This window comes from Micromonospora sp. AMSO31t (assembly GCF_008868175.1).
Lineage (GTDB): Bacteria > Actinomycetota > Actinomycetes > Mycobacteriales > Micromonosporaceae > Micromonospora.
The window spans coordinates 26,033-37,706 of the sequence record NZ_WBKT01000048.1; the positions used below are offsets into that span (position 1 = coordinate 26,033).

Consider the following 11,674-nt stretch of genomic DNA (forward strand, 5'->3'; position numbering starts at 1 on the left):
GGTCGGCGTACCGGTTCACGGCGCCGCCGGGCCGGGCGCCGGCGCGGTCGCCGCACCGGCCGCCAGCAGCCGCTCCGCCAGGGCGCGACAGCGCCCCCGCAGCTCCGGAGGGTCGAGCACCTCGAAGCCGTGGCGCAGCAGCAGCACGTGCATGAGCACGAAGTCGAGGCTGCCGGCGCCGCTGAGCACCTCGCAGCGCCCGCCGTCGCGCTCCCGCACCACGGCCGCCGACGCCGGGATCTGCGCGCGTACCGTGTCGGCCGGCGCGTGCACGAGGAAGCGCGCCCGGTGCGGGTAGGCCCGGCTCGCCACCCCCTCCTGCACGTGTGTCGCCGCGTCGGGCGCCGTACGCGGGCGGAAGCGCCAGGTCCGGGCGGACACGTCGGTCATCCGGTCGATCCGGAAGCTGCGCCAGTCGCCGCGGTCGAGGTCGTAGGCGAGGAGGTACCAGCGCCGGTCGGAGGCGACCAGGCGGTAGGGCTCGACCCGCCGCCGTCGCACCTCGCTCCCGGACGGGTAGTCGAAGCCGGCCTCGACCTCGTCCCGGCAGGCTCTGGCCAGCGTCATGAGCGCCTCGGGGTCGGCCGGTGGGCGGCCCCCGCCGAAGGACTCCACCGAGCCGGCGAGCGCACGCACGTCGTGCCGCAGGCGGGTGGGCAGCACCCGGTCGAGCTTGGCCAGCGCCCGGAGTGCGGCGTCGGCCGCCCCGGCGACCGCGCCGCCGGCGCCGGCGAGCAGCGAGACGGCGGTGGCGATCGCCTCCTCGTCGTCGAGGAGCAGCGGCGGCAGGGCCCGCCCGGGGCCGAGCCGGTAGCCGCCGCCGACGCCCTGGCCGGCGTACACCGGATAGCCGAGCGTGCGCAGCCGCTCGACGTCCCGCCGGATCGTCCGCGACGTGACCCCGAGCCGGTCGGCGAGCTCGGGGCCGGTCCAGACCTGGCGCTGCTGGAGCAGCCCGAGCAGGGTGAGCACCCGCTCCGTCGTGCCCCGCTCGTCGCCGCCCGCCACGCCCATACCGCCATCCTGTCCGAGATAGCGGACCGATCCTGTCCGCCAGGGGTGTCAGAGTAGGCGACATCGGCACCGGCCGACCGCGACGAACGGAGCAACCCGATGAGCCGCCACTTCCAGGTCACCTTCGACGCCCACGACCCGCGGGCGCTGTCGTCCTTCTGGCGCGACGCGCTGGGCTACGTCCACCCCGGCCCGCCCGGAGTCGACCTGCCCGAGGGCGCCGACCCCCTCGCCGCGTGGGACGACTTCCTGGCCCGGGTCGGCGTGCCGGAGGAGCAGCGCAACACGCGGTCGGCAATCGAGGACCCGGACGGGCACGGGCCGCGGCTGTTCTTCCAGCAGGTGCCGGAGGACAAGGTCGCCAAGAACCGCGTCCACCTCGACGTCCGTGCCGCTCCCGGGCTGCAGGGCGAGGAGCGGATGGCGGCGCTGGAGGCCGAGTGCGACCGGCTCGTCGCGCTGGGCGCGAAGCGGGTGCGCCGCTACGAGCCCGAACCCCCGCTGGGCGCCGGACACATCGTGCTGACCGACCCCGAGGGCAACGAGTTCTGCCTGGACTGACCGCCGCCCTCGGCCGGGTGCCCTAGGTGGCGAGGTTGCCGTAGGTCGGCCGTCCCGCGGCCTCGTACGTCAGTTGCAGCGTGCCGTTGGGATGGCCGACCGACTCGGTGAGCCGGAACGCCGCCGGCATGGTGCCGTCGGCGAACAGCCGCTTGCCGGCGCCCAGCGTCAGCGGGTAGAGCCACAGGTGCAGCCGGTCCACGACGCGCAGGCGCAGCAACGACTGCACGAGGTCGAGGCTGCCGATCACGTGGAGCGCGTCGTGGCGGTCCGTCAGCTCGGCGACGTTCTCGGCGAGGTCGCCGCCGAGCAGCGTCGAGCCCTCCCAGCCCAGCGGCTCCTGCAGCGTGCGGCTCGCCACGTACTTGGGCACCCGGTTGAGCAGCCCGGTGAACGGGATCTCCGCGGGCGCCGTCGGCCAGTAGCCGGCGAAGATGTCGTAGGTCCGGCGGCCCAGCAGCAGCGCGTCCATGCCCCTGGCCTGCGCGAACATGGCCTCGCCGGTTTCGTGGTCCACCAGCGGCGCCTGCCACCCGCCGTGGGTGAAGCCGCCGGCGCGGTCCTCCTCCGGCTGCCCCGGCGCCTGCGCGACCCCGTCCAGCGTCACGAACTCCGTCACGACCAGCTTGCCCATGGGACGCTCTCCCCTTTCGCTCCGTGATCCGTCCCTCGGCAGACTCCGGCACCGGCCGGGACTCATCGGTCGGGCCGGTGGAACCGGTCCGGCCGCTACGCGTGGGACTGCGGGGTGGCCATCGTCGTGCCCGACCGCAGGGTCGCCAGGGCGCCGCTCCAGGCCACCAACTGGTCGAGCATCATGTTCACCGCGCCGACCTGGTGCTCACTGGGCTTGAAGACGCTGAAGTTCTCGAAATCGGTGAAGAGGGAGAGCGCGACCTGGGCCCGCACGTCCGCCATCTGCAGCTCGGCGACCACCAGGCGGAGATGCTCCACGGCCCGGGTGCCGCCGACGCTGCCGTAGCTGACGAACCCGGCCGCCTTGTTGTTCCACTCGGCGTAGAGGAAGTCGATCGCGTTCTTCAGGGCGCCGGAGGTGGAGTGGTTGTACTCCGGCGTGACGAAGACGTAGCCGTCGTACGAGGCGATCTTCTCGGCCCACCGCAGGGTGTGCGGCTGGGTGTACTGGCCGAGCGACGGGGGCGCCATCTCGTCGAGGTGGGGCAGGTTGAAGTCCTTGATGTCGACGAGCTCGTAGTGGGCGTCGTCGCGCTGGGCGGCGATCTCGTGGACCCACCGGGCCACGGTCTCCCCGTTCCGCCCGGGACGCGTGCTGCCGATGATGATGCCGATCCTGGTCATGGCCGTTCCTTCCGTCCGTCCGCCCGGCGACAGCGGGCGCGGCGGGCGTGTACCCGGTTGGCCTGGTTTCGAACGGCGTCACCGACGGCACGGTCGCCCCTGGTCGGTCACGGGGAGGCCGCCACCCGCCTCAGTGCCAGTCGCTGATCTGCGTGTCCCGCGGCGACGGAGCGCCCGCACCGGTCTCCACCAGCGACTTCAGGCTCATCAGGTACGAGCCCCACTTGGTGCTGCAGTGGTGCATGAACTCCACGGGCTCCCGCCAGCCCCGGTGCGCGAACAGCACGATCGTGTAGTCGCCGTCCTGGCGGAGGTCCCAGTCGACCGTGGTCCCGATCCACTCCTCGGGACCGTCGACCACCCGCCAGGCCACGCGCTCGGCGGGCCGTAGCTCGACGACCTCCATGTCGAAGCCGCCGGGCAGGAACCGGAACTCCAGGACGCCGCCGACCTCGCCACTGCCCTTCGTGTCGTCGGTCCACCAGCCGGCGAGGCCCTCCACGGTCGTCAGCGCGTCGTACACCTTGTCCGGGGTCGGGGTCTTGACCCCCACCCGGTGCAGAATGTCCACCATCTCGACTCCCTTTTCCTCTTGTCAGTCCGTCCGGGTGCGCTGGATCGTCTCGGCGATCCGCTTGATCCGCCGCAGCCGGGCGTCCCACGCCGACCCCACCGACGACAGCTGGGCCACCGCGCGGGCGAGCTGCGCGTCGTCCACCCGGTAGCGCTTCTCGCGGCCGGCCGGCGTCCCTCGGACCAGGCCGACCCGGTCCAGGACGCCGAGGTGCTTGGCCACCGCCTGCCGGGTGACCGGCATCTGCTGGCTGAGCGTGGTCGCGGTGCCGTCACCCTCGACGAGCAGCAGGTCGAGCATCCGGCGCCGGGTCGGGTCGCCGATGGCGGACCAGAGCTCGTCGTCGACCTGTTCCAGGACCCCGGTGCTCATGCCCGCACCCGCAGCGTCGCGGCGTACGGCGCCAGCCGCGGCAGGAAGAAGTCCCAGCCCGTGACGTGCTCCCGGTACTGCTGCTCCAGCACGGCCAGCTCCCAGCCCAGCTCGCGGAAGCCGGTCTCGGTCATCCTGAGCAGCGTCCCGCGGCCCGACGGGGTCAGGTCGAAGGTGACCAGCAGCGAGTTGCCCTCCGCCGCCATCTCGCCGGCCGGGTGCGTCCACCGGAACGAGAACGTCCGCGGCGGTCGCGCGTCGACGACGGTGAACGGCACGGCCGTCCCGCCGGCGTCGCGGTCGCCGAAGACGATCTCTCCCGTCGACCCGGGTGTCGGGTCGTACCGGGCGTCGTCCGGCCACCACTGGCTGAGGTGGTCGGGGCTGCTCACCACCTCGAAGACGATCTCGGGCGACGCCTCGACGTAGATCTCGCGCTCGATGGTCCCGAACTCCATGACACCCTCCTGCAACGTTTGGTTGCGCATGACGCTACCCGGAAGGCCGGCCTTACGCAACCACTGGTTGCGCTTCGAGGTCAGCGAGCGGCCATGGGGGCCAGGCCGAGGCGGGCGAGCGCGGCCGCGCCCCGGGCGGCGTGGTCACCGCCGGCGAGCACCAGGGTCCGGGCCGACTGGTAGCGGCAACCGCTCGCGTCGAACGCGGCGGCCGTGGCGAGCAGCCGTTCCCGGTCGTCGTCGAACAGCGCGGCGGCCCGCTCCACGAGGGCCGCGGCGACCGGGTTGCCGGCCACGACCGTCCGCGCCTCGGCCAGCCGCTCGCCGGCGTCGGGGTTCCCGGCGAGCACGCTCGCCTCGGCACGCAGCGCCACGTACCAGTGCAGCCAGATCCAGGTGACCCACTTCCAGACGTCGCCGGGCTCGGGGACCAGCCGTTCCCACGCCTCCCCGGCCCGCCCCTGATGGAGCAGGAGCATGGCGTCGAAGACCGCGCCGTAGCCGTAGACGTGCTCCGGCGGGGTGCCCAGCCGTCGCAGGACCGCGTCCCACTCGCGCCGGGCGTCGTGGTCGTCGCGCAGGCCGTGGATCATCGCCACACCGGCCACGGCCGGGCCGAGGACCGACCGGGCGGGGCTGCCGGCCCGCTGCCACGCCTCCAGGAACCGGGCGCTGCCGGTCAGGACCTCGTCGACGTTGCCGGCGAACGCGTCGGCCACCAGCAGCCAGCTCGTGGCACGGTGGCCGACCTCGGCGAGCAACGGATGATCCGCGAGCTGCCGGGCCCACCGGCGGGCGCCCGGCAGGTCCCCGGCGCCGAGGCCGGCCTCGGTGGCCATGCCGAGCGCGTCGATCAGCTCGTGGGTGCCGGCCGGGGTGCCCGGCGCGGACGAGAGCAACGTGATCCGGCGCCGCGCCGTGGCCGCGGCGGCGAACGCGTCACCAGCCCAGCTCCGCGCGCCGGTGAGCGCGTCCAGCGCGGCGGACTCGGCGAGCGGGTCGCCCGTGCGGTGCGCCAGCTCCACCGCCCGCTCGGCGCGGGCGACGGTCTCCGGCACGGCGTTCTCGGGTGGCCCCTGCGCGGCGCCGAACGCGTCGGTGAGCACCCCGGCCTCGGCCAGCGCCAGCGCGGCCCGGGCGGCCGGGTCGGCGCCGGCCAGCTCCCGCGCCTCGTCGATGAGCGCGACCGCCTCCGCCTCCGGCGTGAGTCGGGCGAACTTGCTCCAGAACCGGTACGCGTTGGTGGCGGCGGTCGCCAGGTCGGCGGCGGCGCCGGCGGTGTCCCCCGACCGGCGGGCGGCGTCCGCGGCAGCGCGGTGGAAGCGGTACATGTCGTCCCCGCGCATCCGGCAGCCGGCCACGGCCGCGGCCTCCCGCAGCATCGACGCGGTGTCCGCCGGGTCGTCCGCCAACGCCGCGGCCTGCTCGAAGCGCAGCTGGGACTCGCCGACCAGGTTGCGGGTGAAGGTCAGCTCCGCCAGGTGCCGGGCGAGGCGGTACGCGTCGGCGCGCTGCCCGGGCCGGTCGGCCGCCCACGCCAGGGCGGCACGGAGATCGTCCGCCACCGCGTCGAAGCGCGCCCGCCAGTCCGCGCGGATGACCGCCAGCCCGGCGGCCTCGGCCAGGCACCAGCGCAGGTGCCGGGTGCGCGCGTCGTCCAGCTCGCCGGCCTCGGCCAGCCGCTCCGTCCCGTACTGGCGGATGGTCTCCAGCGCCCGGTACTCGGTGCCGTCGAGGGACGCCGTCACCACGAGCAGGCTCTGCTCGGCGAGCCGGGCCAGCCCGTCGGCGACCACGCCCGCCCCGGACCCGGCGACCTCCGCCGCCGCGGCGACGGTGAACGGCGCCACGAACACCGACACCCGGCGCAGCAGCGCCCGGTCGGCCGGCTCCAGCAGGGCGTGGCTCCAGTCCAGCGCCGCCCGCACCGAGCGGTGCCGGTCGTCGGCGCGGGAGCCGCCGGCGAGCATCCGGAGCTGGTCGGACAGGCCGGCCGTGAGCCCGTCGAGCCCGAGCGTGGACCAGCGGGCGGCGGCCAGCTCGATGGCCAGCGCCACCCCGTCGAGCCGCGCGCAGACCGAGGCGACGTGGTCGCGCAGGGCGGGATCCGGCGGCCGGCCGACCGCCGCCGCCCGCTCCACGAACAGCGCGACGGCGTCCGACTCGCCGTCACCGGCCAGGGACAGCGGCGGCACCGGGTACACCCGCTCGAACGGCACCATGAGCCGGGCCCGGCTGGTCGCCAGCACCGTCACCCGGGGGCAGGCCGCGAGCAGCCGCTCGACGAACGGCGCCACCCCGTCCCGTACCTGCTCGCAGTTGTCCAGCACCAGCAGGGCGTGCCGGTCGGCCAGAGCGGCGACCACCGACTCGTCGAGGGCGGTGCCGGGCTGCTCGCCGAGGCCGAGCGCGGCGGCGACCGCGGCCGCCACCACGGAGGCGCCCGGGTCGGTGACCGGGACCAGGTCGACGAACCAGACCCCGTCGGCGTACTCGCCGGCCGCCTCGGCGGCCAGCGTCAACGCGAGCCGGGTCTTGCCCACGCCGCCGGGGCCGACCGCGGTCACCTGCCGGTGGGTCCTGACGAGCCCGGCCAGCTCGGCCCGCTCGCGGGCCCGGCCGACGAACGAGGTCAGCGGCGCCGGCAGGACCGGCGCCGGGTGGGAGCGGCCGGCGCGACCCAGCTCGGACGCGCGCTGGGCGAGCGCCCGCCGGTCCGGCAGCGCCAGCTTGCGCAGCAGGGAGGAGACGTGACTCTCCACGGTGCGCACCGAGATGAACAGCCGTGCCCCGATCTCGGCGTTGCTGAGGTGCTCCCCCAGCAGCGCCAGCACCTCGGCCTCCCGGGCCGAGACCTCCCCCGTCGCCGTCACGGCCCCATTCTGACCCACCCCCGTGCCGTCGATCCGTGGTGGTTTCCGTGGTCGGCACCGATGCCGGTCCCGGCACCGGCGGGCGAGGCTGAGGCGCGGACAGAACGGTGACGGGGAACGGAGCAGCGCAGATGAACCCAGGCTCTGGTGTGCGGTCGTGGGCGGGCTCGGTCGGCCGGTTGCTGAGACAGCCGGTGCTGCGCCGGATCCTGCCCGGAATGCTGGTCTCCTCCCTCGGCGACGGCATGAGCATGGTCGCGGTGGCGTGGCTCGCCGTCCAGATCGCGCCGCCCGACCAGGCCGGTGTCTGGACCGGTCTGGCGGTGGCCGCGTACGCGCTGCCGGCCCCGATCGGCGCGGCCGTGCTCGCCCGCCTGGTCCGTCGGATGCGCGCCGCGCACCTGGTGGCGGCGGACGCCTCGGTGCGGGCCGTGGCGCTCGGCGCGGTCGCGGTCCTGGCGTTGGCGGGCCTACTGGAGCCGGTGGCGTACGTGGCGTTGCTGGCGGTGTCCTCGCTGCTGCACGCGTGGGGGAACGCCGGCGCGTACACGCTCGTCGCGGAGGTGCTGCCGGAGGAGGAGGACCGGCTGACCGGCAACGCGTTGCTGTCCACGTTCGCGCAGGCCGCCTTCGTGGTCGGCCCGGCCCTGGCCGGCGGGCTGACCGCGCTGGTCGGCCCGGGCTGGGTGATCGGGGTCGACGCGCTGAGCTTCGCGGTGCTGGCCGTGGCCGGCTGGACGGTCCCGGCCCCGCGGGCCGCCGCCGTCGAGGTGGCGCCGGCCGAGCCGGCGGCGGGCGGCTGGCGCACCATCGCGGACCGGCCACGCCTGCTCGGGCTGATCGCGGTCACCTGCGCGTTCTTCTTCCTCTACGGCCCGGTCGAGGTGGCCCTGCCGGTCCACGTGGCCCACGGGTTGCACGGCTCGCCGGGCCTGCTGGGTCTCTACTGGACGGTGTTCGGCGTCGGGGCGACGGTGGGCGCGCTCGGGGCGGCGCTACTGCGGCACCGCCGGCCCTGGCCGGTCGTGGTCGGCATCATCGTCGGCTGGGGCGCGGCCCTGCTCCCCCTCGGGCTCACCGACGCCGTCGTGCCCGGGCTGGTGGGGCTCACCCTCGGCGGCCTGGTCTACGGCCCGTTCACCGCCATCTCCACGGCGCTGTTCCAGCGGGACACCCCACCGGCGGCCCTGAGCCGGGTGCTCGCCGCCCGCACCGCGCTGACCACTCCCGCGACCGCGCTGGGCACGCTGCTGGGCGGCCCGGTCGTGGCGGCGGTCGGGGGCCGGCACACCCTGCTCATCTCCGCGGTGCTCACCATCGCGCTGGGCGCCGGCGCCGCCGCCGTCCTGCGGCTCGCCCGCTTCGGCCGGCGGCCGGCACGGACGAGGAACGGCAGGCGCACCTCTACGATGCGAGCGTGATTCACGTCACTCCGGCCCGGAGGCCGTACCCACTCCTCGCCGCCGCGATCGTCCTGCTGCTGCTCGGCGCGGGCGTGGCCGGGGGCGTCGACGACGCGCTCGGGCTGAGCCACGCCCCCGCGGCCGTGCCGCACGAGGACGTGGCCGCCGCACCGCGGCGGGACGCCGCACCGGCACCGCCGCTGGTGTCCGTGGTCGTGCCCGACGAGCCGCGCACCCGCAGGGCCGGGGCGGCGGTCGCTGACGCCCTCGCCGCGCGCGGCCTGCCCCGCCCGGCCGTCACCGCGGCCCCGCCGGCGCCGGCGGGCACCACGACCCCGGCGAGCCCGACCGCGCCGGAGCTGTCGGCGGTGACCCGGCTGCGGGCGGCCGTCCTCCCCGCGCCAAGCGGGGCGCCGGAGTCCTACCGGCTCGGCGTCCGCGGGACCGAACTGGCCGTCGACGGGACCGACGTGGCCGGCGCCGCGGCCGGGCTGTACCGGCTCGCCGACCGGATCCGCTCCGGCGCCGAGGCGCTGCCCGCCGCCGACGCGGGCCGGCTGGTCACGCCCCGGCTCGGCCTGCGGCTCACCGACGCCGGCTCGGTGGGCCGCGAACCGGACCCGGCCGCCTTCGCCGCCGGCGACGACTACCGCCTGAACACCGACGTGGTCGGGCCGGCGCTCCTGCCGCGGGCGCCGTGGGTGGACGCCGGGGCGGTGGCCCGCATCGGCGCGCAGTTCCGGCAGTTCGTCGACCACTCGGTGGCACAGGGCTACAACGCCGTCGTCGTGCCGGGCTTCCTGGAGTACGTCACCTTCGCGAAGGTCGGCGACGGGCACGCCGTGTACCCGCCGGGCGACACCCACGTCGACCGCGCGAGGGCCATGGTCGCGGCGTTCGGCCCGGTCTTCGGGTACGCCGAGGAGATGGGCGTGAAGGTCTTCCTGCTCACCGACATGCTCGCCGTGTCGCCCCCGCTGGAGGCGTACCTGACGCGGACCGTCGGCGGGCTCGACGTGGCCGATCCCCGGCTCTGGGCCGTCTACCAGGCCGGGCTGGCCGAACTGTTCGAGAGCATGCCCTTCGTCGACGGGCTGATGGTCCGCGTCGGCGAGGGCGGCGAGGTGTACGCCCAGGACGGCTGGGACTACGCCTCGAAGCTCGCCGTCACCACGGAGGCGTCGGTGCGCGCGATGCTGCGCGCGCTGCTGGACACCGCGGGGAGGGCCGGCCGGGAGGTCATCTTCCGGACCTGGACGGTCGGCGTGGGCGCCGTCGGCGACCTGCACACCAACCCGGAGTCGTACGCGCGGGTGCTGGGCGGGATCGACGACGAGCACCTGATCGTGTCCACCAAGTACACCCTCGGCGACTTCTACAGCCACCTGCCGCTGAACACCACCCTGCTGGCCGGTGGGCACCGCCGCATCGTGGAGTTCCAGGCCCGGCGCGAGTTCGAGGGGTTCGGCGCGCTGCCCAACGACCTCGGCCCGCTGCACCGCCAGGCGCTGCGGGCCTTTCTCGCCGCCAACCCGAGGGTCGAGGGCGTCTGGAACTGGACCCAGGACGGCGGCCCGCTGCGCGCCGGACCGATGTCGCTCTACCTGCGCACCGGGTTCTGGCAGCTCTACGACCTCAACACGTACGCCGTGGCGCGGCTGGCCTGGGATCCGGACACCGATCCGGCGCAGGTCACGGCGGACTGGGCGTACCGCACGTTCTCCGCCGACCCGGACACCGTCGCCGCGATCGGGCAGGCCATGGCGCTGTCCCGCGCGGCGATCACCAGCGGCCTCTACCTCGGCCCGTACGCCGACCGGTCGGTGCGGGCGCTCGGGCTGGAGCCGCCGCCCATGATGTGGATCTTCGAGTGGGACATCCTGACCGGCGACTCCGCCGCGCTGGACAGCATCTACGCGGTCACCGGCGGCCGCGTCGAGGAGGCGATCGACGAGGGCGCGCGGGCGGTCGCCCTGGCCCGGCGCATGCGGGACCTGGTGACCGCCACCGACCCGGCGACCTGGCGGGACGCGGCGCTGCGCGAGCACTTCACCGGCACGCTCGACTACCAGGTGAACCTGTTCGAGGCGCTGGCCGCCTACCGGGGCATGGTGCTGCGGCACGCGCAGTGGCTGGACACCGGCTCCGCGGCCGCGTACGACGGCTGGCGGGCGGCCGGAAGGGCGTACCGGGAGGCGCGGGACGCGCACCGGCAGCGCTACGGCGGCGACCTGGACCTGCCCGCGTACCACTTCACGGCCGCCGACCTCGGCGCGGAGCGAGCGGACCGGGACCCGGCCATGGCCTGGGCGGCCCGGGCCCTGCTCGCGCTCGTCCTGGTGGTGGTGCTGCTCGGCCTGCGCGGTCGGGGGTTCGGCTCCGCCGCCGCGCGCGGGCTGCTGCGGGGCGCGGTCCGGCCGTGGCGGGTGGCCGCGCTGCCGGCGCCCCGCTCCCGGGCGGACCGGGTTCTCGTGTGGCTGGTCCCGGCCGTGGTCCTGGTGGCGAGCCGGCTCGTGCTCACCTGGTTCGCGGCCCCCGCGCACCTGCTGGTCAGCCTCGGCGGGTGGGCGCTGTTCGCCCTCGTCGTCCGCCTCGCCGTCGGCCGGCGGGACCCGTTCCACCTGTGGGCCGTGGTCGGCGGCGTCGCGCTGCTGCGCAGCGTGCTGCTCCTGGCGGCGCTCGCCGGGCGCGGGCCGGGCGGCTACTGGTTCGCGTTCTGGACGGCGCCGGTCCTGCGCGCCGCCTACCTCACGGTCGCGTTCGCCGCGTTCGGGTGGCTGTTCGTGGCCACCGCCGTCGTGCTCCGCGACCGGTACGCCGTGCGGCGGCGCCGCGCCGTCGGGCTCACCCTGACCGCGGCGGGCGTCCCGCTCGGCGTGCTGGCCGGTCTGGTCGCGGTGATCGGCCTGGAGCGTGCGCTGACGGTGTGGAACGACCAGATGGCGCTGCTGCCCTGGGGCCTGTCGCGCATCCTCGGCATCACGGTCCACCTGGGCATTCCCGTCGACCTCCCGGGGTACGCCGCCGTCGCCGGAGCGGCCCTGGCCGGCGTCGGCCTGCTGCTGTCCGCCGGGCGGGAGGGCGGCCGGCCGGACCGCC

General features: G+C 75.6%; 10 protein-coding genes. 3 read left to right on the forward strand and 7 right to left on the reverse strand.

What is annotated here, in order from left to right; all coding sequences use genetic code 11:
* Window positions 1-15: 15 nt before the first annotated feature.
* Window positions 16-1,014, reverse strand: coding sequence for a YafY family protein (locus F8274_RS13675; RefSeq protein WP_151462680.1), 999 nt, complete (start codon window positions 1,012-1,014; stop codon window positions 16-18).
* A gap of 99 nt (window positions 1,015-1,113) precedes the next feature.
* Here F8274_RS13675 and F8274_RS13680 point away from each other — a divergent pair, with 99 nt between their 5' ends.
* Complete coding sequence (locus F8274_RS13680; RefSeq protein WP_151462681.1) at window positions 1,114-1,575, forward strand: VOC family protein; 462 nt, start codon at window positions 1,114-1,116, stop codon at window positions 1,573-1,575.
* Between the two features lie 22 nt (window positions 1,576-1,597).
* On the opposite strand, the gene F8274_RS13685 is transcribed toward F8274_RS13680, so the two are convergent.
* The 6 genes from F8274_RS13685 to F8274_RS13710 all read right to left on the reverse strand — a co-directional run bounded on the left by F8274_RS13685 (window position 1,598) and on the right by F8274_RS13710 (window position 7,172).
* Window positions 1,598-2,209 carry a dihydrofolate reductase family protein gene (locus tag F8274_RS13685; protein ID WP_151462682.1) on the reverse strand — a complete coding sequence of 204 codons (612 nt, stop codon included), beginning with the start codon at window positions 2,207-2,209 and terminating at the stop codon, window positions 1,598-1,600.
* A 95-nt stretch (window positions 2,210-2,304) separates the two neighbouring features.
* Entirely contained in the window at window positions 2,305-2,895 is a 591-nt protein-coding gene (locus tag F8274_RS13690; RefSeq protein ID WP_151462683.1) for an NADPH-dependent FMN reductase, read from the reverse strand.
* Window positions 2,896-3,025: 130 nt separating this feature from the next.
* Window positions 3,026-3,469 (reverse strand): SRPBCC domain-containing protein, encoded by a 444-nt coding sequence (locus F8274_RS13695; RefSeq protein ID WP_151462684.1) that lies wholly within the window; start codon window positions 3,467-3,469, stop codon window positions 3,026-3,028.
* Window positions 3,470-3,490: 21 nt separating this feature from the next.
* Window positions 3,491-3,841 (reverse strand): metalloregulator ArsR/SmtB family transcription factor, encoded by a 351-nt coding sequence (locus F8274_RS13700; RefSeq protein WP_151462685.1) that lies wholly within the window; start codon window positions 3,839-3,841, stop codon window positions 3,491-3,493.
* Window positions 3,838-4,299 (reverse strand): SRPBCC family protein, encoded by a 462-nt coding sequence (locus tag F8274_RS13705; RefSeq protein WP_151462686.1) that lies wholly within the window; start codon window positions 4,297-4,299, stop codon window positions 3,838-3,840. Before F8274_RS13705 ends, F8274_RS13700 begins: the two co-directional genes overlap by 4 nt.
* 80 nt (window positions 4,300-4,379) lie before the next feature.
* A complete protein-coding gene (locus F8274_RS13710; RefSeq protein WP_151462687.1) occupies window positions 4,380-7,172 on the reverse strand; it encodes a LuxR C-terminal-related transcriptional regulator in 2,793 nt (930 codons plus the stop codon).
* Window positions 7,173-7,351: 179 nt separating this feature from the next.
* On the opposite strand from F8274_RS13710, the gene F8274_RS13715 reads away from it, so the two are divergent.
* Window positions 7,352-8,593 (forward strand): MFS transporter, encoded by a 1,242-nt coding sequence (locus F8274_RS13715; RefSeq protein WP_225853776.1) that lies wholly within the window; start codon window positions 7,352-7,354, stop codon window positions 8,591-8,593.
* The coding region (locus F8274_RS13720) for a hypothetical protein (protein ID WP_151462689.1) at window positions 8,590-11,674 on the forward strand (3,085 nt) is incomplete at its 3' end. The genes F8274_RS13715 and F8274_RS13720, both read left to right, overlap by 4 nt.

Coding starts and splice junctions, on each gene's coding strand:
- F8274_RS13700 (WP_151462685.1), bottom strand. CDS start 3,841: ATGAGCACCGGGGTCCTGGAACAGGTCGACGACGAGCTCTGGTCCGCC.
- F8274_RS13680 (WP_151462681.1), top strand. CDS start 1,114: ATGAGCCGCCACTTCCAGGTCACCTTCGACGCCCACGACCCGCGGGCG.
- F8274_RS13695 (WP_151462684.1), bottom strand. CDS start 3,469: ATGGTGGACATTCTGCACCGGGTGGGGGTCAAGACCCCGACCCCGGAC.
- F8274_RS13690 (WP_151462683.1), bottom strand. CDS start 2,895: ATGACCAGGATCGGCATCATCATCGGCAGCACGCGTCCCGGGCGGAAC.
- F8274_RS13685 (WP_151462682.1), bottom strand. CDS start 2,209: ATGGGCAAGCTGGTCGTGACGGAGTTCGTGACGCTGGACGGGGTCGCG.
- F8274_RS13675 (WP_151462680.1), bottom strand. CDS start 1,014: ATGGGCGTGGCGGGCGGCGACGAGCGGGGCACGACGGAGCGGGTGCTC.
- F8274_RS13705 (WP_151462686.1), bottom strand. CDS start 4,299: ATGGAGTTCGGGACCATCGAGCGCGAGATCTACGTCGAGGCGTCGCCC.